This window comes from Citrobacter sp. Cb004, assembly GCF_030337065.1.
GTDB lineage: Bacteria > Pseudomonadota > Gammaproteobacteria > Enterobacterales > Enterobacteriaceae > Citrobacter > Citrobacter braakii.
The window spans coordinates 45,088-69,426 of record NZ_JAOWCH010000071.1 but is presented as its reverse complement, the minus strand read 5'-3'; the positions used below and the strand labels follow the sequence as shown (position 1 = coordinate 69,426).

The 24,339-nt window shown below is 50.6% G+C and carries 20 protein-coding genes; 10 read left to right on the top strand and 10 right to left on the bottom strand.

The annotated features are described in order from the left end of the window. Position 1 precedes the first annotated feature (1 nt). The 3 genes from lhgD to OGV65_RS24170 all read right to left on the bottom strand — a co-directional run bounded on the left by lhgD (position 2) and on the right by OGV65_RS24170 (position 3,129). Positions 2 to 1,270: an L-2-hydroxyglutarate dehydrogenase gene (lhgD, locus tag OGV65_RS24180; protein WP_286455529.1), complete on the bottom strand. Its 1,269-nt coding sequence runs from the start codon at positions 1,268 to 1,270 to the stop codon at positions 2 to 4. Positions 1,271 to 1,289: 19 nt separating this feature from the next. Next, positions 1,290 to 2,267 (bottom strand): glutarate dioxygenase GlaH, encoded by a 978-nt coding sequence (gene glaH / locus OGV65_RS24175; RefSeq protein WP_016154132.1) that lies wholly within the window; start codon positions 2,265 to 2,267, stop codon positions 1,290 to 1,292. A gap of 259 nt (positions 2,268 to 2,526) precedes the next feature. Further along, positions 2,527 to 3,129 carry a short chain dehydrogenase gene (locus tag OGV65_RS24170; RefSeq protein WP_016154131.1) on the bottom strand — a complete coding sequence of 201 codons (603 nt, stop codon included), beginning with the start codon at positions 3,127 to 3,129 and terminating at the stop codon, positions 2,527 to 2,529. A gap of 98 nt (positions 3,130 to 3,227) precedes the next feature. On the opposite strand from OGV65_RS24170, the gene OGV65_RS24165 reads away from it, so the two are divergent. Next, the gene (locus OGV65_RS24165; RefSeq protein ID WP_016157283.1) at positions 3,228 to 4,118 is read left to right on the top strand and encodes a LysR substrate-binding domain-containing protein; all 891 of its coding nucleotides are present in this window, start codon (positions 3,228 to 3,230) and stop codon (positions 4,116 to 4,118) included. 43 nt (positions 4,119 to 4,161) lie between these two features. Here the strand turns inward: OGV65_RS24165 and OGV65_RS24160 are convergent, their stop codons facing one another. The 3 genes from OGV65_RS24160 to OGV65_RS24150 are packed head-to-tail and all read right to left on the bottom strand — an operon-like array spanning position 4,162 to position 7,113. Beyond that, positions 4,162 to 5,676, bottom strand: coding sequence for a tripartite tricarboxylate transporter permease (locus OGV65_RS24160; protein WP_016154129.1), 1,515 nt, complete (start codon positions 5,674 to 5,676; stop codon positions 4,162 to 4,164). Positions 5,677 to 5,686: 10 nt separating this feature from the next. Beyond that, on the bottom strand, positions 5,687 to 6,121 hold the full coding sequence (locus OGV65_RS24155; RefSeq protein ID WP_087050849.1) for a tripartite tricarboxylate transporter TctB family protein: 435 nt from the start codon (positions 6,119 to 6,121) through the stop codon (positions 5,687 to 5,689). Positions 6,122 to 6,135: 14 nt separating this feature from the next. After that, on the bottom strand, positions 6,136 to 7,113 hold the full coding sequence (locus tag OGV65_RS24150; RefSeq protein ID WP_080859118.1) for a Bug family tripartite tricarboxylate transporter substrate binding protein: 978 nt from the start codon (positions 7,111 to 7,113) through the stop codon (positions 6,136 to 6,138). 153 nt (positions 7,114 to 7,266) lie between these two features. On the opposite strand from OGV65_RS24150, the gene tctD reads away from it, so the two are divergent. Together tctD and OGV65_RS24140 are read left to right on the top strand one after the other, a co-directional pair. Continuing rightward, the gene (gene tctD / locus OGV65_RS24145; RefSeq protein WP_016157281.1) at positions 7,267 to 7,941 is read left to right on the top strand and encodes a transcriptional regulator TctD; all 675 of its coding nucleotides are present in this window, start codon (positions 7,267 to 7,269) and stop codon (positions 7,939 to 7,941) included. Beyond that, positions 7,928 to 9,379 (top strand): sensor histidine kinase, encoded by a 1,452-nt coding sequence (locus OGV65_RS24140; RefSeq protein WP_286455528.1) that lies wholly within the window; start codon positions 7,928 to 7,930, stop codon positions 9,377 to 9,379. The genes tctD and OGV65_RS24140 overlap by 14 nt, the downstream gene beginning before the upstream one ends. Here OGV65_RS24140 and OGV65_RS24135 read toward each other — a convergent pair. Genes OGV65_RS24135 through OGV65_RS24120 form a run of 4 tightly spaced genes read right to left on the bottom strand, consistent with a single transcriptional unit; the run spans position 9,372 to position 14,329 of the window. After that, positions 9,372 to 10,454, bottom strand: a complete 1,083-nt coding sequence (locus OGV65_RS24135) for a fimbrial protein (protein ID WP_286455527.1) — start codon at positions 10,452 to 10,454, stop codon at positions 9,372 to 9,374. The two genes, OGV65_RS24140 and OGV65_RS24135, sit on opposite strands and share 8 nt — an antisense overlap. 10 nt (positions 10,455 to 10,464) lie before the next feature. Continuing rightward, positions 10,465 to 13,017: a fimbria/pilus outer membrane usher protein gene (locus OGV65_RS24130; protein WP_286455526.1), complete on the bottom strand. Its 2,553-nt coding sequence runs from the start codon at positions 13,015 to 13,017 to the stop codon at positions 10,465 to 10,467. Positions 13,018 to 13,030: 13 nt separating this feature from the next. Next, the gene (locus tag OGV65_RS24125) at positions 13,031 to 13,702 is read right to left on the bottom strand and encodes a fimbrial biogenesis chaperone (RefSeq protein WP_047499484.1); all 672 of its coding nucleotides are present in this window, start codon (positions 13,700 to 13,702) and stop codon (positions 13,031 to 13,033) included. Positions 13,703 to 13,756: 54 nt separating this feature from the next. Beyond that, a complete protein-coding gene (locus OGV65_RS24120; protein ID WP_141875720.1) occupies positions 13,757 to 14,329 on the bottom strand; it encodes a fimbrial protein in 573 nt (190 codons plus the stop codon). Between the two features lie 1,048 nt (positions 14,330 to 15,377). On the opposite strand from OGV65_RS24120, the gene OGV65_RS24115 reads away from it, so the two are divergent. From OGV65_RS24115 to OGV65_RS24085, 7 genes are read left to right on the top strand one after another with little or no spacing between them, the layout of a single operon-like run. Beyond that, positions 15,378 to 16,793: an undecaprenyl-phosphate glucose phosphotransferase gene (locus tag OGV65_RS24115; protein WP_181547603.1), complete on the top strand. Its 1,416-nt coding sequence runs from the start codon at positions 15,378 to 15,380 to the stop codon at positions 16,791 to 16,793. Beyond that, positions 16,783 to 18,069 carry an outer membrane beta-barrel protein gene (locus tag OGV65_RS24110; protein ID WP_286455525.1) on the top strand — a complete coding sequence of 429 codons (1,287 nt, stop codon included), beginning with the start codon at positions 16,783 to 16,785 and terminating at the stop codon, positions 18,067 to 18,069. The genes OGV65_RS24115 and OGV65_RS24110 overlap by 11 nt, the downstream gene beginning before the upstream one ends. Position 18,070: 1 nt before the next feature. Then, positions 18,071 to 18,628 (top strand): polysaccharide biosynthesis/export family protein, encoded by a 558-nt coding sequence (locus OGV65_RS24105; RefSeq protein ID WP_016154118.1) that lies wholly within the window; start codon positions 18,071 to 18,073, stop codon positions 18,626 to 18,628. 2 nt (positions 18,629 to 18,630) lie between these two features. Beyond that, positions 18,631 to 20,760, top strand: a complete 2,130-nt coding sequence (locus OGV65_RS24100) for a GumC family protein (RefSeq protein ID WP_286455524.1) — start codon at positions 18,631 to 18,633, stop codon at positions 20,758 to 20,760. Then, the gene (locus OGV65_RS24095) at positions 20,757 to 21,968 is read left to right on the top strand and encodes a lipopolysaccharide biosynthesis protein (RefSeq protein ID WP_141875553.1); all 1,212 of its coding nucleotides are present in this window, start codon (positions 20,757 to 20,759) and stop codon (positions 21,966 to 21,968) included. Before OGV65_RS24100 ends, OGV65_RS24095 begins: the two co-directional genes overlap by 4 nt. Next, positions 21,965 to 23,335, top strand: a complete 1,371-nt coding sequence (locus OGV65_RS24090) for a capsular biosynthesis protein (protein WP_137351964.1) — start codon at positions 21,965 to 21,967, stop codon at positions 23,333 to 23,335. Before OGV65_RS24095 ends, OGV65_RS24090 begins: the two co-directional genes overlap by 4 nt. A gap of 4 nt (positions 23,336 to 23,339) precedes the next feature. Then, on the top strand, positions 23,340 to 24,329 hold the full coding sequence (locus tag OGV65_RS24085; protein WP_016154114.1) for a glycosyltransferase family 2 protein: 990 nt from the start codon (positions 23,340 to 23,342) through the stop codon (positions 24,327 to 24,329). The last annotated feature ends 10 nt before the right edge of the window (positions 24,330 to 24,339 follow it).

Here is a 24,339-nt window from a genome sequence, read left to right as displayed (position 1 = left end):
TTTAACGGGTGAATGCGGCGTGTAATGTTTCCACGCTACGTGCCGCACGCAGCGTGCGTCCGGGATTACTCTGGTTCTCCAGCAGCGCATGAACTTTGCTGACAATATGCGCGCCGATAGGGATCGCCGACGTTGCTGCCGGAGAAGGCGCGTTACAGGTGTGAATTGAGCGTGGCGTGGTGACAAACAGGAAATCGTCGATTAGCTTGCCGTCCGGCGACACAGCCTGTGCCCGCACGCCTGCAGGCCAGGGCTGCAGATCCTTGAGCGTCAGACTCGGGCAGTACTTTTGTACCAGCCGCAGATAACCGCTTTTGCACAGCGAATTCTTCATTTCGCTAAGTCCTGAGCGCAGGTTGTTTTGCAGCACGCGACGAATGCCGGAAGAGCTGAGGATCTCCAGCGTATCGCTGAGCGAGAAGTCGCGTTTACGGTAGCCTTCACGTTTAAATGCCAGTACCGCGTTGGGGCCCACGGTGACGCTGCCGTCAATCATCCGGGTCAGATGAACGCCGAGAAACGGCATCGCCGGGTCGGGGATGGGGTAGATCAGATGGTTGACTATCTGGTTATGTTCTGACGCCAGACGGAAATATTCGCCACGGAACGGACAGATGATAAAGCCGGGTTCAACGCCGAGCATTTTCACTAGTCGGTCCGCCATCAGGCCAGAGCAGCTGATCAGCGTCGCTCCCTCAAATTCCTGACCCTGACGGGTATGTACGACAACGCCCGCAGCGTGCTCTTTTAGCGCGCTGACCTCAGCGTTGTAGATAATCTCACCGCCTTTGGCCTGAAATATCTTCGCCATCGCGGCGGTGACTTCGCGGTAGCTGACGATCCCGCTCGACGGAACAAAAATACCGCCCAGCCCGGTGATGTTGGGTTCACGCTCGCGAAGCTCCTGCGCATTCAGCCATTTGCGCTCAAGGCCGTTAGCGGCGGTGCGATCCCACAGCGCGCGCATGCGCTCCATTTCCAGTTCGGAGGTGGCAACCAGCATTTTTCCGCAGACGTCGTAGCGGATGCCGTTTTGATCGCAAAAGGCTTTTGTGGCGCGATTTCCGGCCAGGCAAAACTGCGCCTTCAGGCTGCCGGGGGTGTAATAGACCCCGGCATGAATTACGCCGCTGTTGTGGCCCGTCTGATGACAGGCCGGGCCGGACTCTTTTTCCAGCAGCGCGATTCTGGCGTCCGGATAGACATCAATCAGCTGCATGGCGGTCGACATGCCGATAATGCCGCCGCCAATAATCACAAAATCATACATCCGCTTTATTCCTTCGCGCTTACTGATGAGTCTGGTAGTGGTTTGTCGCGTAAGCGAAATAACCACGCTGGCGCATCAGCTCGCGGCGCAGGTCAGGATGCGAGGTGAAGCGATCGCGACCGTGCAACCAGAACAGGTTGTTGATTAGCAGGAATTTACCGACTGAAACCGGAACGGAAATAATGGCCTTGCTGGTTTCCAACGCATCGGACAAATCGCTCAGCCAGACGCCTTCTTCATAATCTTTTGGCTGGACGAACTGGTCGATGTAGCGCATCACCGGGCGGCCCTGCTGGTCAACGTCAAACACCGGATGGAACACTTCCTGGCTGACGTTTTTGCTTGGCGGTGCGGCAAAGCGCATGGCGCGACGCGCCAGCGGGTGGGTAAAGTACTGATCCAGATGTTCCCAGTCGTCGAGGTGCAGCAGCAGCGAGTTACCGCCGGTCATGTTCTGCTCGTCAATCTTCATCATCAGCACATAGTCGGTGATTTCTTCGAGGTAGGTTCCGTCGTTATGCAGCTCCATTACACGGTGCGGCTGGCGCAGATAGCTGTCTGAGTTATCAACGTTTTTCACCACAAAACGGGCATAGTATTGACCGCTCATCGCATCAAAATTGGAGCGCCCGATAAGATGCGCTACCGCCGTCGCCAGCTTGACCATCTCTTCAGCCTGTGCCACATCATCCACGCCAACAGCGTTGATCAGCAGTGCGCCTTCGGCACGATCGAGCAACGTTTTCAGCAGCAAAGGCTGCAACTGATTGCCGCACAGGTCGTCGAGGATCTTGCCCACTTTGAAGCGCAGGAAGGATTTGTATTCCAGTGCCTGCACCGGCCACTGCGCTACGGCTTTCAGAAATTGCTCAGTGGTCTCAGCGGAAAAAGTCAGCTCCAGCAGGCGTGGGGACTGGGCTGATGGTTTCAACGTGAAACCGCTGTAGTGCTGGGCTGGATCATCAGCGTTCGGTTTTACGGCAGTCAGTGCGTTCATCAAATCGTTCCTCTCAGTAGATTGTCAGGGAGATATGGCGCAGCTCGTTTCGTAGCCATAAATTAAAAATATCTACATTTTTGAAAAACGCGCACAGAATGGGCTTATTTGTTTGTTATTTGTGATCAAAAACAACAATTATTTAACATTATAAAAAGTGAGGCTAAGTGCGGGGAGGAGAAGGGAGGACAGGTAATGTTATTTTAAAACAAAGAGTTAATTATGCGCCGCTGAGGGTAACTCAACGGCAGCAGCAAAGTCAGTAACCGACTTTATAAATGCGTCCGGTTTGGATGCCTTCCACGCTGCGGCGATAGGCGTTGGCAACGGTAGCGGCGGGGACGCTTTCAAAGCCTGGGAAGAAACCATCGTATGCTTCGGCGGATTCACTGAGTACGGTTGGGCTTATCAGGTTTATGCGCTGACCACGACCTAGCTCACAGGCAGCAGCGCGCACAAATCCTTCCAGCCCGGCATTGATCGTTGCCGCATTCGCCCCTTGTGCGATGGGTTCATGGGCGATAATGCCGCTAATTAGCGTAATAGAGCCGCCATCATTGAGGAAATGTTGCCCGGTTAATGCCAGACGTATCTGGCCTAACAGCTTATCCTGTAATCCCTGATTAAAGTCCTCGTCGGTCATTGTCGACAGCGGGCCAAAGAACAGGTTGCCGGTGGCGGAAACGATCGCATCTACCCGACCGACTTTTTCAAACAATGCCCCGACACTCTCCTGCGAGGTGATATCGACCTGGTAATCTCCCTGCGTGCGACCTACGCGGATCACCTCATGTTTACGGCTTAACGTTTCTGTGACTGCGCGCCCCACTGTACCGCTGGCACCAATAATGACGATTTTCATAACCACCTCCAGAATAGTGTGAGCCGCTATTCTTTAATGAAAATGAAATCGGATAAACTGGCTATAAGTTAGATGATTACTAACCAGAGGTTTGTAATATGGATAAGCTGCGCGGCATGGAAACGTTTATCGCCGTGGTGGAGAGCGGAAGCTTTACCTCCGCGGCAACAAGACTCGAGATGTCTGCGGTGATGGTGGGAAAATATATCACCCAACTGGAAGCACAGCTCGGCACGCGTCTGCTGGAGCGCAATACTCGCCGCCAGAGCCTGACCGATGCCGGGCGTGTCTATTTTGAAGAAGCCCGCCGCGTGCTGGAGCAGGTGTCGATAGCTGAGCGTTCGGTAGAGCGTCTGCGGCTGGCCCCTGCGGGGACGCTGCGCATTAGCGCGCCTACTTCTTTTGGCGCTTGCGTTATCTCGCCGCTGGCCGCTGCGTTTTTACAGGCCTGGCCAGAGGTGCGCATTGAACTGGATCTGACCAACCGGATGGTTGATCTGGTGAATGAAGGCGTCGACCTGGCGATCCGTATTGGCGATATCCATCAGACTGATGTGGTGGCGAAATACCTGTGTCCTTACCGTATGGCGATCTGTGCATCAAAGGATTATCTTGCCCGTCATGGCACGCCCCTTACGCCAGCGGATCTGGTGGATCATCTGTGCCTGTCCCATACCGTGTGGACGGCTCGCAACGAATGGATACTGCCTGGCGTGACGGGCGAAGTCAGATGGAAGCGCGATGCGATCCTGCGCTGTAACGATGGTCATGGCCTGCGTATGGCGGCGGTAGCGGGGGCCGGACTGTTATTGCAACCGGAGGTGCTGCTGGCGCAAGAGTTGGCTACCGGGAAACTGATTCGGATACTGGAAAAGTTTACGCCGCAGCCGCGGCCGATTCATCTACTGTGGCGACAAGATTTGCGTCCGCTGCCCAAGCTGACGCGGTTTGTTGAGCACGTACTCAGTGCCGTTCAGGAATTAAGATGAAAATGCCGGATAAGGCGCGTCAGCGCCGCTACCCGGCATATTATTAGCTGATATCCACCTGCGGTTTGCTGTTACGTTTACGAATCAGGCGTAGCACTGGCGGGACCACGATAACCAGTACCGCCATCACCAGCAGCACTTTCGCCACGCCGCTGGCCCACAGAATATCCATATTACCGTTACTGATAGACAGCGCCCGACGCAGGTTCTGCTCCAGCATTTCCCCGAGAACGAAGCCTAAAATCAACGGCGACATCGGGAAGTGCATTTTGCGCAATATGTAGCCCAGCACGCCGAGGGCAACCATCAGCACCAGATCGAAAGTGGTGCTGTGGACGGCATACACGCCCACCGCGGAGACTGCCGCGATAGCCGGTACCAAAAACCACAAGGGGATGGTCAGCATACGGGTAAACAGGCCGATCAACGGGATGTTCATCACCAGCAGCATCACGTTAGCAATCAGCAGCGCCGCAATCAGCCCCCAAACGATATCCGGCTGTTCGGTGAACATGGCCGGACCCGGGGTGATATTGTACAGCGTCAGAGCGCCCATCATCACCGCCGTGGTGCCGGAGCCCGGTACGCCGAGCGTCAGCATCGGGATAAAGGAGCCACAGGCCGAGGCGTTGTTGGCGGCTTCGGGGGCCGCCACGCCGCGTATATCCCCTTTGCCAAAGCTGTCGCTATTGCCGCTGAGCTTTTTCTCGGTCATATAGGTGATAGCGCTGGCAATGGTTGCGCCCGCGCCGGGCAGGACGCCGACGAAAAAGCCAATCACCGATGAACGCAGGGTTGCGCCAACGCACTGCGCACCTTCTTTGGCGTTAAATAACATGCGGCCCGTTTTACGCACCAGCGTCTGGCCACTGCTGGTATGTTCCAGCATTAACAGTATTTCAGAGACTGAGAACAGCCCAATCACTACCACGATAAACTGCACACCGTCGGAGAGATGAACGCTGTCAAAGGTAAAGCGATAAACCCCGGTATTGGCGTCTACGCCGACGGTCGCAAGGCCGAGACCGATAAGCGCTGCCAGAAATGATTTCAGCGGGTTTTGCGCCATCATGCTGCCGAGGCAGGCAATGGCGAAAACCATTAAGGCAAAGTATTCCGCCGGACCGAAGGCCAGCGACCATTGGGCTAACGCCGGGGCAAACAGAATGATGCCGCCGATAGCGATAAGCGAACCAATGAAAGAGCTGACCGCCGAGATAGAGAGCGCAACGCCGCCGCGGCCTTGCTGCGCCATCGGGTAGCCATCCAGCGCGGTCATAATCGCCGCCGCATCGCCGGGAACATTCAGCAAGATGGAGGAGATACGTCCACCGTATTCACAACCTATGTAGACCGTAGCCAGCAGGATCAGCGCAGATTCTGCTGGCAGATGCAAAGCGAAGGCCAGAGGCAGCAGGATCGCCACGCCGTTAATGGGTCCAAGACCAGGCAACAGCCCGACAATGGTACCGACAAAACAGCCAATCAGGGCGATGACCAGGTTTTCCGGCGTCATGGCCACCGCGAAACCCTGAGAAAGATAAATCCAGGTATCCATCGTTTCTCCGTTAACCCAGCCAGGCGCCGAGTGGTAAGGTGACGTCAAGCAGTCGGTCAAAGGCATACCACAGCAGAATGCCGAGTACCGCGCCGGAAATCCCCGCAGCCGGAATGGTTGCGCCGAACAGCATGCCAATCACCACGGTGAGAATGGCGGTGGCGATGGGAAAACCGAGCCATTCGAAACCCCAGGCGTACATCAACAGAACAATCACCATCGTCAGTAGCTTTTGCAGCACGTGACGGCGGGGCCAACTGATGGTGTCGGGATGGCGCAACAGCAGCGCCACGGCGCATACCAGCATCAGGCTGATAATGCCAAGCGGAAAGGGACGCGGCCCAACCGGCTCATAGCTGTATTCGCTGGTGATTTGCCAGGCTACGAACAGCCCGGCTATACAGAGCAACAGCCAGATACCTGCAAAAATACGATCGCTCATCATCTTTGCCTCTGCGCTTATTTCGCCAGACCGAAGGCTTTCGCCTGCTCACGGTAATCCGTGACCTGCTTTTTCACGTATTCGTCGAGCTGCTTACCGCTCATGTTGAATTCAAACAGGCCGCGCAGATCGCGCTGCTTTTTAAACTCATCGGTCTGCTGGAGTTTGTTAAAGGCATCAACCCACCACTGATACTCGGCGTCGCTGACTTTTGGTCCAACGTAGAAGCCACGAATGATGGGCCACACGAGGTCATAACCCTGCTCTTTGGCGGTTGGCACGTTAGCTAACTGGCCTGGCAGACGTTCATCAGAGAACACGGCGAGCACGCGGATTTTGTCGCCGCTAAGATAAGGCACCATCTCGCTGAGATCGCCGGAAACCACCTGGACGTGATTCCCCATCAGCGCGGTGACCGGTTCGCCGCCGCCCTCAAAGGCCACATAGCGCATCTTGTGTGGATCGACATTGGCTTTTTGCGCCAGCAGCGCCGACTTCATCCAGTCCTGACTACCGATAGAGGCGCCTGCGCCAATGACCACGCTGTTAGGATCTTTCTCCATTGCCGTCAGCAGATCTTTCAGCGTTTTCCATGGTGAGTCCTGGCGTACGGCAATCATGCCGTAGTCAGTGCCCACACTTGCCAGCCAGCGGACATCATCAACGCCGTAGCGACCAAACTTCCCTTGTGACAGGTTCAGCAGCGAGCCGCCGGAGAATGCCACTACGGTACCCGCTTCAGCCGGACGTTGCGCGACGATCGCGTTATAGGCCACGGCGCCAACGCCACCGGGCATGTAGGTTACGCGCATTGGTTTTTCGATAGCGCCGGTTTCCATCATGCTCACTTGAATCAACTTACAGGTGAGATCGAAACCACCGCCAGGTTTAGCAGGGGCGATACATTCTGTGCGCGATGGCGCTTGTTCCGCCAGAACAGAGGTACTCATCAGTAAAATGCTTGCAGTAAGGGTACGAAGTAACTGTTTTTTCATTGTTTATCCTCACGCCGGAAAACCGGATTTTCGGGTACGGAAGAAGATTTTTGTGATTATGTGAGCCGATGTGTAGCAGTTCGGTTGCGTGATTGTTAAAACATTAACCTTTCAATTCCCTTTCAATGCGGCAGAAACTTTACAGGATGTGATATGCGTCTCTTATTAGCGGAAGATAACCGTGAGTTAGCTCACTGGCTGGAGAAAGCGCTGGTGCAAAACGGTTTTGCCGTCGACTGTGTTTTTGATGGCCTGGCGGCCGACCATCTTTTACATAGCGAAACGTACGCGCTGGCGGTGCTGGACATCAATATGCCGGGACTGGATGGTCTTGACGTCGTTCAGCGCCTGCGCAAACGCGGGCAGACGCTTCCTGTGCTGCTGTTGACGGCGCGCAGCGCGGTGGCCGATCGGGTGAAAGGATTGAACGTTGGGGCCGATGATTATCTGGCAAAACCGTTTGAAATCGAGGAGCTGGATGCCCGGCTGAGGGCTTTGCTACGCCGCAGCGCGGGGCAGGTGCAGGGCATACAGCAACTGGGCGAACTGGCGTTTCACGATGAGGGCTATTTTCTGTTGCAGGGGCAGCCGCTGGCGCTCACGCCGCGCGAACAGGCATTGCTGACGGTGCTGATGTACCGTCGATTGCGACCGGTTTCGCGTCAGCAGTTGTTTGAACAGGTCTTCAGTCTAAACGATGAGGTCAGCCCCGAAAGCATTGAGCTCTACATCCATCGTCTGCGTAAAAAGCTACAGGGAAGCGATGTGCGCATCGCCACGCTGCGCGGACTGGGCTATGTGCTGGAGCGTAGCGATGAAGTGGGTTAAACCCCAATCGTTGTACTTGCAACTGCTGATGTTTCTGGGTTTGCCGCTCATGTTGTTGTGGGGGTTGTCGGCATTTAACAGCTATGTCAGCGCGCTACAGGCGGCGACGCAGGCGTATGACCGGACGCTGCTCTCGTCTGCCAGAACCGTCTCCGAGCGACTGGTGGTGCACAACAAACAGCTGGAAGTGAATGTGCCGTGGGTGGTGCTGGACAGCTTTGAGCTGAATATGAACGACAGGTTGTATTACAAGGTGGTCGATCCGGCGGGGAAGGTTATCTCAGGTTATGACGATTTACCTGCGATGCCGCCTGCGACATCGCGTACGCGGCTTTATCCGGCGCTGGCGTGGTTTTATCACACTGAATATCGCGGGCAGGCAATTCGCGTGGCGCGTCTGCTGCAGCCCGTCAACGAGGGCGGCATTATCGGCATGGCCGAGATTTATGTCGCCGAAACGCTGCAATCGCGACGTTACCTGGCGCGACAGCTGCTGTTTTCCTCGTGGGTTTCGCAAGGGCTGCTGGTGCTGCTCACGCTGGTGCTGGTCGGCTGGCTGCTGCGTCGGGTGTTACGCCCGATGCGCCAGCTGTCATCGCTGATGGTGCGTCGCGAGCCTGGGCTGCTGACGCCGCTGCCGGAGCTGCTGCCGTGGTCGGAAACCCGTCTGTTGATTGTGGCATTCAACCGTTATCTGGACCGACTTCGCGGCCTGATCTCTCGCCAGGAACGCTTCAGCGCGGATGCTTCCCATCAGCTTAAAACGCCGCTGGCGGTGCTAAAAACTCAGGCGTCGGTGGCCCTCGCCAGCCAGCAGCCGCAGCAATGGTATGAGAGTCTGCAAGCCATGAGCTCCACGCTGGACAACACCATTCAACTGACGGAAAGGCTGTTACAGTTGTCGGCTGTGAAGCGCAAAGAGCAAGGAGAAAGGCACTTCTCGCCGGTTAATTTGTATGAGGTGGTGCAAAGCAGTTGTTTCACTCGACTGGCGCAGGCGCGCAGTAAAGGGATCGATCTGGGCTATGAAGGGGAACAGGATGCGGTGTGGATTGAGGGCGATGAAGTCCTGCTTGGCGAACTGTGCGGGAATCTGCTGGATAACGCACTGAAATACACGCCACCGCATGGTGTGGTAACCGCCCGTCTACTGCGAAAAGGAGAGGCGTTGGTGCTGGTGGTTGAAGATAGCGGGCCGGGTATCGATGAGCAGATGGTGCACCAGGCGCTGCTACCGTTTCATCGCCTTGAAAACGTCGGTAATGTCCCTGGCGCCGGGATAGGCCTGGCACTGGTCAACGACATTGCTCGTCTGCACCGCACGCACCCTGAGCTATCACGGAGTGAAACATTAGGCGGGTTAAGCGTACGACTGCGGTTTTTATGCCTGGTGCGAGACGCGCAGGACGATCTGCATCGTCCTGCGCCTGTTATTTAAAGGTCACCGTCGCATTGACAGGGATACTAAATGTGCCGGGTTGGGGAGGATTTTTCAGCCAGAACAGGGTTGCCATGAATTCTTTGCGTCGGCTGTCGCTCTGGTTGGTAAATGCGCTGCTGGCAAAATCTATACGGTTGCCGCTGATAATGTCCCCGGAGCCGGGGTGTGCAGCATCCTGGAGCGTCACGCCGATATCTGGCGTACCCTGACCGGTAAAAACTGCGCCGCTGTTGCTTGTGGTGCCGGTAAACGTTACCGCGTAGTTGATGCCGCGACATTCATGCTTCCCGGCGGCTTCTGCGGCAATAACGGCAAACTGTTTACTGTGGCTGTTATCTTTTCCCACTTTTGCTTCGGTAATGCTGATCCTGCCAAACTCGACGGTATCCGTTCCTTTGTCAGAGCTGATAGAGACGAGCGGTTCGCAGTTGATATAACTGATGTTATTCAGGCCATTAAGCGCGGGGCCAAAGTTTTTTGCCGGATTGCTGGTGGAGCAATGCGAACCGCAGGCGTTAATGCTGCCAATACCGTCGACGACGAAAACTTTGTTGATGGTGCGACCGGCCAGCGCAGGCAAAGGATCCGGGAGTTTTCCGGTAGCGACCAGACTGAGGTTAAAGGTGAAAGAAAATGTTTGTGGGCGCGCCTGGCAGTCACTGGCATGGCTGTGGTTATTACTGCTGCAGTAGTTGTCTGAACGTGTTCGGGGCAACGTTGCCTGATATTGGGTGGTGACGGCCTGGGCGCTTTGATCGTAGGGGCGACCATCAATGCTCACCACCAGTTTCATATTGGTTCCCTGCAGAAAATGCGCAAACTCATGATCAGGGTCGATGTAGATTCTGGCGGCTTCGCCGTGGGGCATATAGTCTGTGTCGCGGCAAGTGACGCTAACGGTTTGTGGATTGGACACCCAAACGGTGTCCCCAGCGGTGGTACTGTGGCTGATTTTAATGGGATCAACGTGTACGGAGACGCTGTTTGCTGTACAGGTAACCGCATAGCTTGCACTACTGAATATCGGCAAACAAAGCAGCACCACGAGTTTAACTATTTTTAACGGATTCATTGATTGCACCTTACGAGCCGACGCACTGGGCGGTAATTTGTGTATATCCAATTTTCTTCACCGGCTGGTTATGGTTATCCGGCATTTGAATAAAGCAGTGTTCATTTGCGTGGGAGCCCCAGCGCACTTCCAGGCGAGAATTGTCTTCCACGCCGCTGGCATACAGTGCGCCATGCATACCGACCAGACCGTGGCTACGACCTTTGGTATCTCGTACGTTCGCGCCGACCGGGGGGGCAATGTTGCCGGGCATGACGGCATTTACCAGATAGTTGCGGCCGCTGAAGGTTTCAAACACCACTTTGCCGATGGCTTTCTCTGTTGGAACAATTTTTTTCTGTGCCTGCGGAATATCCAGCCCGGCACCAATATCAGCGGTATTCAGACTCACCACGTTGTAATGCCATGCGTCTGCGGCGGTAAGGACCGCATAGCCGTTACCGTCAATGGCCACGCCATTTTGTTGCTGGATATGGACACCGTTGGCATTTTTGGCCTCGACCAACACCATGGTGTCGCCAGGAGAGTGCATGAGCGTCACGCCGCCTGCGTGCAGCATTGCCCCGCCGCTGATGCCCATATTCATATTCTGGTAGTTGCGTCCTGCGCTGTAGCCCCCCTGAACATTCATCTTATCGCCTTGCCAGGCGGCGTTAACCCCGGCAGAGGAATCCTGTCGATCGGTGGTACTGCCCTGAACGCCCCAGCTCAGACGATCGTCAAATGCTGTATTGCTGTAGCTGGTGGAGTAGCTGTCGCCATTCTGCTGGCTATGCATGATGTTGGTGGAGACAAAGCCGCGGCTATCCATGAAATCGAATGGAATGGAAAGCGTCAGGTTGATACTGCGGTCCTGGTAGTCGTACTGGTTACGGGTATCCTGTACATAAACGCTCCAGTTGATTTTCCCCAGTGTATCGTTGTAACCCAGCTGTATCGTGCGGTCGTGACTCCCGTTGTGCCAGTAGTTTTGCTGGCTGGCGCTGACGTAAAGAGAGGCGTTATCCCACAAACGCTGGTTAACAGAGACCTCAAAACGTTGGCGGCGATTATTGTAGTTAGTGGTGTAGTAATGCTTTTTGTTGTGCTCCTCGCCAGGGAAACGCAGCTGTTGATTCGGGTCGTCATAGGCGATGTCGTAATAGCCCGAGGACCAGCTGTTATGCTCGTTAATGGTGTCGCTAAAGCTGTAATAACCGGAGGTATTGTAGCGGTAGCCTACCAGACGGAAATCCGTACCGTACTGGTTCAGCGATTTGGAGTATAAGAAACGGTAACTTTGTCCTGTGGACGTATCTCCACTGGCAAGTTGCGCTCTGGCGGTAGTGATATCGAAAGAGATCGCGCCGAACTGGTGCAGATCCTGCGCGATCCCGGTGGCAATCGCATTATAGCTTTCTGCGGTCAGGAAACCACCGTACAACGTGGAGCCAAAGCTGAGACCATAACTCAATGTGCCTTGAACAAAGCGGGGCCGCCAGCCGCCGCTGTAACCGTCGCGGTATTCCCCTGCCGTAAACTGAAAGCGGTTGTTACCTGCACGCAGCATGTTCGGGACCGCCGAATAAGGCACAGTGAAATTACGCCGACTGCCATCGGCTTCAATAACGCTGACGTTCAGGTCGCCGCTTTGGTTGCTGGGGTTAATATCGTCGATGTCAAATGCGCCCGGCGCGACGTTTTTGCTGTAAATCAGATAGCCATTTTGACGGATTTCGATTGTGGCATTGCTATTGGCGACGCCGCGAACGACTGGCGAAAAATCGCGTTGGCTATCAGGCAACATGTTTTCATCGCTGGTGAGCTGTGCCCCGGTAAACTGGATGCTGTCAAATACATCGTCGTCAGTATATGTTTGCCCGAAGCGCAAGCGGCTACGCAGTGCAATAATATTACGTTCCACCCACGTGGAAACCGCCTGCCATTGACGGCCTGAACCGCTGGCATAGCTGAAAGTAGACTGGTTACGAAAATGCCATCCCGCCAGGTTTATACCGTTGGCAAAACTGGCAAAAACAGAGTCATGATCCTGACCCTGTTCAATCAGGTGCGTCGTATTGGCGTTGTAGCCGACAAAAGCGGCATTAATCCCATCGTCATAGGCCGATTCAGGCACGGCGTCATGCGCAGTCGAAAGCAGAAACGCTTCTGGTACTGAAATATCAATGCGCTGGTAGTTTGCATCTGCCGTCAGGCGACTGTTTGCGATCAGAGCCGTGAGCTCCACGCAGGTATCGGCGTTACCCTCAGGGATTTTAATCCCGTATTTGCGCAGAGCGTCCGAGCTCAGGCAAGGTTGCGGCTTGCCTTGTGGTTTACGTCTTTTAAAGTCAACATTGCGCGTTTCGACGAAGCTATGGTCAAGATATATATCGTATTCAAACGTGCCTTCGCTAAGTCCGTCATTACGGGCTATTTGCACTACGGAGGTAATATTTTGCGTACCATGTACAAAACGGGTATTAAACTGCGGCGTGCTGCTGGCGTATGCAGGTATGCACACGGCCAGCGTTGACAGCGTAAAGAGGGTGTACCGTTGCGGGTGCTTATTTTTTTTCATCATGTGCAACCCCAGCTTAATTGCAAGATACCGGGACGTTATTAACCGCGTTAGTGCCGCCGTAATCATCTACCCAGCTAAAACCGATATGGCTGACTTTTTGCTGTGACAACGCAAACGTGCGTTCGCCATGCGGATTAATCATGTCGGCATCAATGTTTTGGCCGTTAATATGTAATTGCGTCAGGGAGATATGTAACGGCGTCGCATTGACCGCCCGCAGAGTATGACCGTGGCACTGCCACTGTAATTTCTCAACGGCTTCAGGTAGCGTCATATTCAGCCCAACAGGGCGATAAAATAGTTTGATGCGAATACGCTGCGCCAGCTGTAAGGTATTTTCTTCATTCTCGATGGTGGGGATTTCCTGCACATTAATCCACACTACAGATTCAACATCCTCAGGAAAGCCGTTGCCCTGATAAATAGCTCGCAACACGGCTGATTTATGGCCGTCAAGTTTCAGGATCGGAGGCGTAATTAACATTGGCAGATTGGCAGGTGTCTCATCCGGATTACCATTATCCAGCCACGTCTGTACCATATATGGCTTGTCTGTATTATTGTTGACGTCAAACATCGCCGCTTTATCGTTCTCATTATAAATAACGCGTGTTTGACCCAAATTAATTGCGCTGTGAGCGGTGCTAACCACACACAGCAACAGGTAAAAGAATATTTTATTCATCAGGTGCACTTTCCAGGTTCAGGGAAGAGTGCCATCCATAGCAATCAACGTCCGTTATTTATAAATGACGGTGTAATTCATATCCGCAGTGATCGTGCCAGCCGCAGGCAGCGTTGCGCCAATTTGCTGATATTTGGCGACCAGATCGATTTGTGCATCGCCATTATGATCTGGTGTTAATATCACCTCATTACTACCTGAAGCGAAATTAAGGGCATGACCCGCTTGATCCACTTCGATGCCAACATCGGTGGCAGGAGTCGAACCACGAGTCGCTTGCAGAAGTGCTGCGTTACTGCCAGGGGTTTTACCAGTAAAGACCACCACATAGCCGCTTCCTCCAGTTACCCCACTACAGCCGCTAAATTGCAACGTAAACGGAGTATTACCGGTGCTAGAGCCCGCGCCGCTAAATAGCTGGTTGGTAACTTGTGGCAATGCCACTGTTTTACCTGGCTGGTTTGCTGTGCTCACCACGCAGGTACTGGCAACAATTTCACCGGTAAAATGGACCGTCGCGGTGGCTTTAGAACCTGTTGCGGCAGTGGTAACGTAATTCGCTGCTGCGCCAGCATTAGCGGCAAACAATGCGACCAGTACACTGCTGGTAAGTGCAGTTTTCATCATCATAACTCCGTTAAATTTATTATTTACTCAGAAAAGTACTTGTCAGAGGCACAGATTCAGCTGGAGTTCATCAACGTCAAAAAATGATGTAGGACTTCATTTGAAAGAAATGAATAACGTGCGTAAATTGCTCAACAAGTAATCCGGCGCGGATATTATTTATTTGCGAAAAATAAGTAAACAAAATTTTTTGGCATGATTGAATGGCTTTGGAAGGTGTTTTTATATATATCTTAACAAAAGTGTATACATTGTTATCAATAATTCGTTGGGGCGATTTACGCTGCTTTTAACAAAATTTTAATGCTGTCATTTATTCTCTTCTCTTTATTTTAAATTGATGTGTTGGTAAGCGCTGAAAATTCTGATGTTAAAGGTGTGTTCATGCAGAATGTTGACATTAGTAATATGTAACACGCATTTTCTCAATGATTGGCTATCGTTTTAATTGAAGTCATGCTTGCCGCTTCATCTCCTCGGATTTGCTACAATTATTTAAACTAAATTTTTTTTATTATTCGTTTTTTTTTGAATTTTGAGCGTGAAAATGAAAGCAATCCCATACTCCTCGTAAAGTACCTTATTTATAATAAGGTTGCTAATCATTGCTTTGTAAATGTGTTACTAAGTTATTTTTATGGTGGGAATTATAAATACACTTATTGATTTCTTCTGTCGCTCTCCAGGACTCTCATCACTGACCGTAGCGCAACGAGGTTTGGACAAAGTATTGCTTTTTGTAAGGTTAACCCGTTGTCAGGCGCTCATCATGTGATTCTACCCGTGCTAGCTTATGAATTGTGAAATGTCAATGACGTTTATGTTGCATTTTATCATTTTTTATAATGATAAAAATAAAAAAGAACATTAATAAATAATCAATTGAATCATTGGGTTGTATTTGTGTGGTGCGAAACTCATCACATTGTATTACATTGTTTTTTACATTTAATGACGGTGTGCCGTTGCGTTTTTAAGACTTGTGATATAATTAGCAACATAAATGAGGAAAAAAACAATTAAAAATCAATAAATAATGGGCTGAGATATGCTTAAAAAATCGCTAAAAATTAGCAGCCACGGATATCCAGTCTTTTTAAAGCTGGTCGATTTCATTGTAATCAATGCGACGTTAATTTTTAGCGCCCATCTGTTAGGTCTAGCGCCATTTAACACCATTGCCATTCTGAGTATTCTCTTCTCAGTCTTTTTCTTACTGTTTGCTGAATACATTAAAATTTATCAACAAAAGATTAAGACGATCGGTTTACGTAATCAAAAACGGTTGGTTTTTTGTACGCTGCTGGCGATTTTTTTTAACGAACTGGTCAGCATGACGGTGGCTGAACCCGAGTCTCTCGGCTACTTAGACAAACTGCCTTCCCCCTTTTATTCAGCGATTATTTACTGGTACTTCATCCCATTACCTTTTCTTTATTACATTCGCTTTTTCATTTTTAAATATTCAACGAAAAAGAGTATGCGCGTGGCGATTATTGGTCTGACTGACAATGGTCTGGCGGCAGAAAACGCGTTAATGGATGAATACGCTAATATCACATTGGATCTGGCTTTTTATGATGAGCGCGCCTTATCCCGCTGTGGCGATATCGTCGATAAGGTAAAAAGCCCCTTTCGTGGGCCGGTGATCAATCTGGTTGAGGAAGCCCGGCAGGGAAATATAGACGAAATCTACATCGCTTTACCGATGGTAGCTTTACAACGCATTCGTCATTTTTTGGCGATGATGTCAGACACTACCGTAGATACGTATATTGTTCCTGACTTCTACACCTACAGTAACAACATGTCCAAGCTGCGCTCCATTCACAACCTGCAAACTATTGGCATTTTTAGTTCGCCGTTTGAAGGGGCGGGGTCGTTTATCAAGCGGGCGGAAGATTTGGTACTTGGTAGCATCATTATGGTGATGATTTCTTCGCTGATGTTGGCCATTGCCATTGGAATCAAACTCACTTCCCGCGGGCCAGTCTTTTTCAAACAAGACCGGTATGGTCTTAGCGGGCAAAAAATTAAGGTCTGGAAGTTTCGCTCGATGCGCGTTATGGAGAACGCCGATACGGTTATTCAGGCCACTAAAAACGATCCGCGGGTAACCAAGTTTGGTAGTTTCTTACGCCGCACCTCACTGGATGAACTGCCGCAATTTATCAATGTATTGCAGGGAAGTATGTCGATTGTCGGTCCCAGACCTCATGCGGTTACGCATAATGAGCAGTACCGTAAACAGGTCGAAAATTACATGATCCGCCATAAAGTTAAGCCTGGGATCACCGGGCTTGCGCAGATCAACGGTTTCCGCGGGGAAATCGATGCGCTTTATAAGATGGAAAAAAGGGTTCAGTACGATATTGAGTACATTCAAAACTGGTCTTTATGGTTGGATATAAAAATTATTATTAAAACTATTTTCAAAGGATTTATCGGTAAGAATGCATACTAAATTACTCGTGATTACCGGAATCGTGATATCGCAGCCCGTATGGGCTGATTTAACACCGAAATCACACATTGGCTTTGCGGGGATCGACTTCCAGGGCAAGGTCGCTGTGGACTATGGTTATAATGATAACGTGTCTTATCAGCCACATAGCAGAGATGCTATCGGTTCCTCGTTTCAGAGCGCAGCGCCCGTTTTGAGTATGATCGGAGAGCGCGGTCAGGATAAGTATTTACTGATGTACTCCGGTGATTATCGTAACTACTCAAGCGATTCCGCTGATAACTATAACGATCATTTTTTCCGTTTTAACGGTGCCTGGCGCTATGGGATCAAGCACGGCTTAACACTCAATCTGGAGGATACGCTTGGGCACGAATCCCGCGGTCGAGGGATCACTGAGGGGTTTCTACCGGGTCAATTCGAGCAGTATGGGATTAAATCTCCGCTGACGACGAATTTTATTAACAGTGAATTGCGCTACAGCTATGGCGCGCCGGATGGGCGCGGGAAAGCGGAACTGGCGTTGTTATACAAAAAACTGACGTTCGGTAATACGTCCGACGCCCAGGAGAGTAGTGAAGATTTCTACAATTACATTCAGGAACAGGAATGGCACGAAAATAGCCTGGTGGCAGAAATTTTTGACCAATACACATCCAGAACGCGTTTTCGCTATAGCTTTATTACTAACCAGCGTCACTATGATAACAACTCAGAAAAAGACACTAATGAGTATTATTTGCTGTATGGCCTGAAGTCGCAGTTGACGGGAAAAACCAATGTCGATATGAATATTTCATGGTTGTACAAGACATTTGAAAACAACGCAAACTCGCATGATTTTAATGGTCTAAACTGGGATATAAAAGGGGAGTGGAAGCCGTTACAGCAGTCTGTTTTCACGGTGCACTCAGCGCAAAGCATTAAAGACCCATCGGAAGTTGGGGGATATATTTTAGTCACCCAGTATGGTCTTTCTTACCAGCACTTCTGGTTAGGCAACCGTTTTTCTACCTTGCTGGATTACTCATACACTTCAGAAGACTATAAAAAACAGAATAAAGATCGGCATGATAAAGATGGGGTATTTAGCGTAACCATGAGCTATGACTACACACCGTCGGTCAATTTTGAGATTAAATATCAAATAGATACGTTGAATTCGAATAAGGATACTGATTCGTTTTATATCGGTCCCAACGACAATCAGGAAGTCATCAGAACGTTGGGTTATGATAATTCTATGATTATGCTTAAAGCTAAGGTTCAGATCTAAAATGAAAATAATAGAACTGTGCGCGGTTTTGCTATTCAGTATCCTGATGGTCGGATGCACAACGTCCAGCCCGAGATTAATGGACGATCCTGCTACTGTTCAGCAGGATTACCGACTTGGGGCAGGGGATACTGTCAATATCGCTGTTCATGGTCAACCCGATATGACGATGCGGTTTATTTTGGATAAGAGTGGGGAGATTAATTTCCCGTTTGTTGGTGCTCTTATATTAAAAGATAAAACTGTTGAGCAGGTGACTAACGAATTAACTCAACGCCTGACTGGAGATTATTTTACTACTCCGATGGTGACGGTGAGTATTGCCGAGTTCCGTAAATACTATGTTTCTGGCGAGGTGAAAAGTCCGAATGGATTCGCTTATGAGCCAGGACTTACCGTCGAGAAATCTATTGCGCAGGCGGGGGGATTTACAGATCGTGCTGACCGTCAAGATATCAACATTCGCCTGTCAGGTAGCAATCAGCTGCTTGAGAATGTTGATTTAACGCACTCTGTTCATCCTGGGGATGTCGTGATTATTGGCATGGGGTTCTTCTGACGATGAAACTATCAATAGTGGAAAACGGCAAAAAACGAGAAAGCACAGTTGAATTCTCCCGCTTTGCCAAAGCGCTGAAAAAGAACGCCTGGAAAATCGCGCTGGCCGGTATCGTTGCCGGGGTCGTGGCTTATCCGTTAATCAGCATGATGTCCTCAAAGTATGTATCAACGGCGACGGTGCTGATTAAGGCGCAGGCCGATAACGTTTCTCCGTTCCCACAGGTTGATGGTTTCGATTCAACGCGCAGTGGTTACTACGAAACGCAATATGCGTTGATGCATTCACGAATTGTGCTCGAGCAAGCCGTTCGCGATATGAGGCTGGATGAAAACCCGGCATTTACCGGGGAAAAAGCCGATGCTCAGGGCGCTGATAGCAGTGAAAGTCGGCAACTGAGAATGGAGCTGGCGCTGAAAACGTTGTCGAAAAACCTGAATGTCATCGGTATTCGGACAACGAACCTCGCCTCTATTACCTATGAATCGACTTCGCCCCAGGTTGCGGCTGATATCGCCAACGGCGTCGCGCAGGCTTTCATCAACTATACGCTGGAGCAAAAGCGTCAGAAAGTAGAGAAAGCCCGCGAACTGAATTATGAAAAAATGGAAGAGATTCAGAAGTCGATAGCGAAGCAAAAAGAAGAGATGGAAAGCTATCTGAAAAATGCCGGGCTGTTGACCTTTCGCGGTATCGATGGTTTTGAAACTGAGCAGTTAAGTATCGTGACCAATCGTCTGGCCGACGCGACCCAACGTCGTGTTGCCGCTGAATCCGTTTATAACGAGGTGAATGGAGCAGGGAAGTCCGCCGAGAGCGTTATCTCGCTGCCTTCGGTCTCTAACCACGCTCAGATTCAGGATCTGCGCATTGCGCTGATTCAGGCGCAGCGTACGTTGTCTGAACTGCGCAAAGTTTATGGGCCAAAAAACCCCGCCATTTTAAAAGCAGAGGCCGATGTTCAGTCGATCCAAAGCCAAACCGGACGGGTGTTGGGTGAGCTGAAAGTCGGCTTACGTCAGCAATATCTGGCGGCGCTGGCGGATGAAAAGAACTATCAGCAACAGGTGGAACAGCAGAAAGAGATCTTCCAGAAAATGGCGTCAAAACGGGATGCCTGGAACGGCCAAAAACTGTCGTTAGATAAAATGGAAGACCTGTATAAATCGCTCTATCAGCGTACTCAGGAGCTGTCGCTGTCCGGCGTGAATGCCGATGCGGTGTTATACGATCCCGCAGTTCCCGCATTAAAACCGGCGAAGCCGAATAAATCACTGCTGTTGGTGATGGTGGTCATGCTGGTGGTCGTGTTCAGCATCATGTATTTCATTGTCAAAGCGGCGATGGATAACTCAATCGCCAGCCTGAGTCGCATGAAAAAGCGCCTCAACGTTACCCCGCTGGGCGAAATCCGTCGTTTTAGTGGAACCTCAGGGCGTGCGCAAGTGCGGGACATGATCCTGAAGAACCCGCTGAATGCCGATATTGTGCACGGTATCCGTACCCGGATTATGCTGGATAATCGTCCATTACAGACGCTCGCCGTGGCATCGACGGAACACGGTGATGGGCGTTCTTTGTTGGCGAATCTGTTAGCGAACTCCTTTAGTTTTGACCAGAAAACGCTGCTTATTGATGCGGATTTCTTTAATACGGGCGGGCTTTCTTCTGAACTGGCATCACCTACATCCGCAGGCCTGGCTGAGCTGCTGCGCGGAGAGACTCAGCTGGAACAGGCGCGGATCACGCTCAGTGATAATCTCGACTTTATTGCGCACGGCAAGAGCACCATCTCTTCTTTACTGATGTTGTCGTCGGAGCATGTTGAACCCTTAATGCGCGAACTGAAATCGCATTATCAGCGCATCATTATTGATGTTGCTGCTGTGAATCAGAGTCAGGATGTTCAACTGATCAAACGTGCCGTCGATGGGGTTGTTTTCATTGTGAAAGCCGGGGTGGAGTCGGCGGGACACATCGCCAGCGCGCTGGATAAGATTGAGGAAAATAACGGCGTGGTGATTGGCGCGGTACTCAATGCGGTTGAAGAAAAAGATCTTGAAACCCAGGAGGGTCTGCGTTCACTTAACTTCAGTACCGATCAACTGATGACGACGCCAGGCCGGGTATGAGTCTACTGAAGAGCGCTTCCACGATAGCCGGTTCATCAGTCATCTCGCAGTTGATTGGTGCGCTGTCTATCTGGTTGATTTCGCACAAGTACGATATGGCTGAGGTGGGGCTTTATGCGCTCAATTACAGCATCGCCGTGGTGGGCGCGCAGGTGTGCACCTTTGCATCGCAGCTTTTAATTCCAAAACAGCACGACGACGAACTGGTACAGAACGTCGTTTTTTGCCTGATCCAAAGCACGATCATTGCCTTACCGTACGCCGTACTGACAGCGTGGCTGTTTCACCAGAACATCATGTTCCTCTATTTGCTGACGCTGGCGACGGCGTGGGTTTTAATCTCGGAAAACCTGTCGCTGCGCACGGCCAATTTTCGTTTTCTGATTTTCCAGCGCATCTCTGTCTCTGTGGTGGTATTACTTTCGGTTCTGGTTACGCATCAGGTGCAACTGTTTTATTGGTCATGGGCCTGCGCGACGATGGTGCTGACCATAAGCTGTATTTTGCATTCGTTTGATATTCGCTCCGTGGCGGCCAGACATTTGCGACCTGCCAGTAACTGGCATTTTTTCAAACAAAATATCCATCACATTACCAAAGTCGGTAGTGCGGAAGTGCTGGCGATGGCTAGCAGCAATTTGCCGATTATGTTGATTAACTTTTGGTTCTCGGCGCTGACGGCAGGTTATTTTTCCGTGGTTAGCCGCTTTTGCCTGGCGCCGGTGGTGATCATCGGCAACGCAGTGCGCAATACTATTTTTTCCAAGTGGTCTATCGACTTCAGAAATAACACCTTTAATTATCAGGAATATACCAGGGTACGGTTGCTACTGTTGGTTCTGGGGGTTATCTGTACTCTCGGGGTGTTTATTTTCTATCCAATAGTGATGCGTCTGGGCTTTAGCGAAGACTGGATTAACTCCATTGAGACGTCGCGCTACATGTTGCCCTATTTATTCCCGGCGCTGGCGATAAGCCCTCTGACGGTGATTGAGCTTATTTTTGGTTCCCACCGCTATTTTCTGCGTATCCAACTGGAACAGCTGGCGATTGTGTTATTCGCATTTGTCGTCATTCCCTATTTTCATAAAGATTATGCTACGTCGGTTATCCTGTTTTCTTCACTGACATTTATTCGCTACGCCTTCATTTATCTGAAAATGAATAAGCGAGCCAATCTTCTGAAAGACAAGCCGGTGATACTATGACGCTGAATACCGGATACTATTTACAGGTTTTTAGCTTTGTCACGCTGATCCTGTGTGGCCTGGTGCAATACTTTACCGGCATGCAGTCGGTGCTATGGATCCCCTTTTTCCTGACCCTGTTGATGGTGGGATTATTGGTGATGCAGACGCGTGATGGCTCGCTGCAGCTGGATGCGCAGGAGACGATTGTCCTGGCGTTGTATTTTTCGTTCCTGATACTGGCCGGAACATCGACGCTGATTCAGGGCGGGATCACCGTCGCGATTGTGGCATTTAAAAATGAAATCGCATTGTCACTGGTGATGATCTGTTTGCTGCTGGGATTTTGCCGGGAGTCGCAGGTTTACCGTGCAACGCGCTATCTGTACTGGGTGTTTTACGCGCAAATCCCGGTAATGATTTATCAGGTTTTGCTGGTCGTTCCCCAGCGCGTTGCGGTGCGTGGCGAAGATGAGAAATGGGACTCCGTGGTTGGTACGTTTGGCGGTGACCCCATGGGGGGCGGTAACACTGCTGCGATGGGCCTGTTTTGCCTGTTGATTATGTTGTTAAAAGTCTCTGAGTATAAGCACGGGTTGACCACGTTCAAGTCCATGGCGTTGCACATTGTTCTTGGGATCGGGCTATGTATTATTGGTGAAGTGAAGTTCGTCATTCTGCTGTCACCTCTGTTCCTCGCGTGGGTGTGGATCTCACCGAGCTACGTCAAAGACGTCAGTAAGGTTAATCTGAAGACGCTGTTGGTTATTGTGGCGGGCATGCTGCTGCTTATTAGCCTGTCGATAGTGATCCTCGCGTACTATTATTCTTCCGCGTTTGGCGGCGATCCGTCGAAAAGCTCGTTAAGCATTTTCATCGACTCCTTAAGCTATATCTTTGACCCGAACTACATCATGTCTACCGGGGAGTTAGGGCGCTTTACGACGTTCCTGTTTTGGTTGAAAAATAACGATCTGTGGGGGCTTTCAGGAACGTTATTTGGTTATGGGCTCAACGCCACAAACAGTGGGAGTACGGTGTCGCCGGGCTTTTTGAATATCATTTATAACTTAATTCTCGACTCGACTTCCCTGAGTATGCTGCTGTGGGAAGTCGGGGTGATCGGCACGTTACTTTTTATTAGCTTATTCATTTATATCCTGAAAGTTTGTCAGCCAAAGCCATTACTGACGCTTGAACAACTGGACCAGCAGGATCTTCAGTTGCTGAGCTTTGCACCGGCGTTTAACGCTTTTGCTATCAGTTGCTTAATTAGCTTACCTTACAGCCAGATACTGATGATTACACCGATGTTACAATTCCTGTTCTATTTATCACTAGGATCAAGTTTAGTGATTCGTCGAACCGTCCTTCGCTGTGTAGGGTAATTGTATGGACCAAAAACCGTTTATTTCAGTGAGTATTAAAACACTCAATGAATCTGAATGTATTGAGAAAACGATAGACAGTATCCGCAGGCAGCTTGTTGATTATCCACATAAAATTATAGTGGCAGATAGCCTGTCAACGGATAACACCCAACAGCTTGCGATCGATAAAGGGGTGACCGTGGTCTCTTTAACTGACCCAGGCGATCGCTGCTGCGGCGTCGGGCATCAGTTAGGTTATCTGTATAGTGAAGGGGAATATCTGTTGCTGATGGACGGCGACATGGAGCTGGAAGAGGGCTTTGTGGATCAGGCTGTCGCTTTTTTGCAGGCTGAGCCGGAATATGCAGGTGTCGCGGGAACCGTTGAAATGGACGATGCCGTTAACTATGAATTTAAATCGCGTAAGCAGCGTATTAGTAAAATCTATCCGCTTGGAGATAGCGACCATTTAGGCGGTGGTGGGTTATATCGCCGCTCTGCGATTGAGAAAATTGGTTATCTCACCAACCGTAATTTGCACGCTTATGAAGAAGCTGAACTTGGCCTGCGTTTGCTCGATGCGGGTTATAAACTACGCCGTCTGAATATTCCGTATTTTATTCATACTTCGCATACCATGCCGACCTTTCAGATGCTGAAGCACCGCTGGAAAAGTGGATACTATCAGGCACCGGGCGAGCTTTTACGTTGTGCGTGGGGAAAACCTTATTTCGGCAAAGCGTTAAAAATGGTTAAGAACGAGGCGATTTTTTCTGTGTATCTGATTGCCTTGTTTATTGCGGCGGTGACCTTCAATCTCGAACTTTTTGATATTGCATTTCTACCCTTGCTTGCCTTTATTATCTTGAAAACCGTGCAGAATCGATCGTTATTGAACGGATTGCAGAGCGTAATGAACCTGGCCGTGCTTTCTGCGGGACTTGTTAAAGGGTTGACTAAACCAGTACGCGATCCGTTGACTCCGCCTGACAGTAAAATCATTCATGAATAACTAAGGCTGG

What these genes read in the sequence shown, in the direction of transcription:
- lhgD (WP_286455529.1), bottom strand. Translation starts at nt 1,270, where the DNA reads ATGTATGATTTTGTGATTATTGGCGGCGGCATTATCGGCATGTCGACC.
- glaH (WP_016154132.1), bottom strand. Translation starts at nt 2,267, where the DNA reads ATGAACGCACTGACTGCCGTAAAACCGAACGCTGATGATCCAGCCCAG.
- OGV65_RS24170 (WP_016154131.1), bottom strand. Translation starts at nt 3,129, where the DNA reads ATGAAAATCGTCATTATTGGTGCCAGCGGTACAGTGGGGCGCGCAGTC.
- OGV65_RS24165 (WP_016157283.1), top strand. Translation starts at nt 3,228, where the DNA reads ATGGATAAGCTGCGCGGCATGGAAACGTTTATCGCCGTGGTGGAGAGC.
- OGV65_RS24160 (WP_016154129.1), bottom strand. Translation starts at nt 5,676, where the DNA reads ATGGATACCTGGATTTATCTTTCTCAGGGTTTCGCGGTGGCCATGACG.
- OGV65_RS24155 (WP_087050849.1), bottom strand. Translation starts at nt 6,121, where the DNA reads ATGATGAGCGATCGTATTTTTGCAGGTATCTGGCTGTTGCTCTGTATA.
- OGV65_RS24150 (WP_080859118.1), bottom strand. Translation starts at nt 7,113, where the DNA reads ATGAAAAAACAGTTACTTCGTACCCTTACTGCAAGCATTTTACTGATG.
- tctD (WP_016157281.1), top strand. Translation starts at nt 7,267, where the DNA reads ATGCGTCTCTTATTAGCGGAAGATAACCGTGAGTTAGCTCACTGGCTG.
- OGV65_RS24140 (WP_286455528.1), top strand. Translation starts at nt 7,928, where the DNA reads ATGAAGTGGGTTAAACCCCAATCGTTGTACTTGCAACTGCTGATGTTT.
- OGV65_RS24135 (WP_286455527.1), bottom strand. Translation starts at nt 10,454, where the DNA reads ATGAATCCGTTAAAAATAGTTAAACTCGTGGTGCTGCTTTGTTTGCCG.
- OGV65_RS24130 (WP_286455526.1), bottom strand. Translation starts at nt 13,017, where the DNA reads ATGATGAAAAAAAATAAGCACCCGCAACGGTACACCCTCTTTACGCTG.
- OGV65_RS24125 (WP_047499484.1), bottom strand. Translation starts at nt 13,702, where the DNA reads ATGAATAAAATATTCTTTTACCTGTTGCTGTGTGTGGTTAGCACCGCT.
- OGV65_RS24120 (WP_141875720.1), bottom strand. Translation starts at nt 14,329, where the DNA reads ATGATGAAAACTGCACTTACCAGCAGTGTACTGGTCGCATTGTTTGCC.
- OGV65_RS24115 (WP_181547603.1), top strand. Translation starts at nt 15,378, where the DNA reads ATGCTTAAAAAATCGCTAAAAATTAGCAGCCACGGATATCCAGTCTTT.
- OGV65_RS24110 (WP_286455525.1), top strand. Translation starts at nt 16,783, where the DNA reads ATGCATACTAAATTACTCGTGATTACCGGAATCGTGATATCGCAGCCC.
- OGV65_RS24105 (WP_016154118.1), top strand. Translation starts at nt 18,071, where the DNA reads ATGAAAATAATAGAACTGTGCGCGGTTTTGCTATTCAGTATCCTGATG.
- OGV65_RS24100 (WP_286455524.1), top strand. Translation starts at nt 18,631, where the DNA reads ATGAAACTATCAATAGTGGAAAACGGCAAAAAACGAGAAAGCACAGTT.
- OGV65_RS24095 (WP_141875553.1), top strand. Translation starts at nt 20,757, where the DNA reads ATGAGTCTACTGAAGAGCGCTTCCACGATAGCCGGTTCATCAGTCATC.
- OGV65_RS24090 (WP_137351964.1), top strand. Translation starts at nt 21,965, where the DNA reads ATGACGCTGAATACCGGATACTATTTACAGGTTTTTAGCTTTGTCACG.
- OGV65_RS24085 (WP_016154114.1), top strand. Translation starts at nt 23,340, where the DNA reads ATGGACCAAAAACCGTTTATTTCAGTGAGTATTAAAACACTCAATGAA.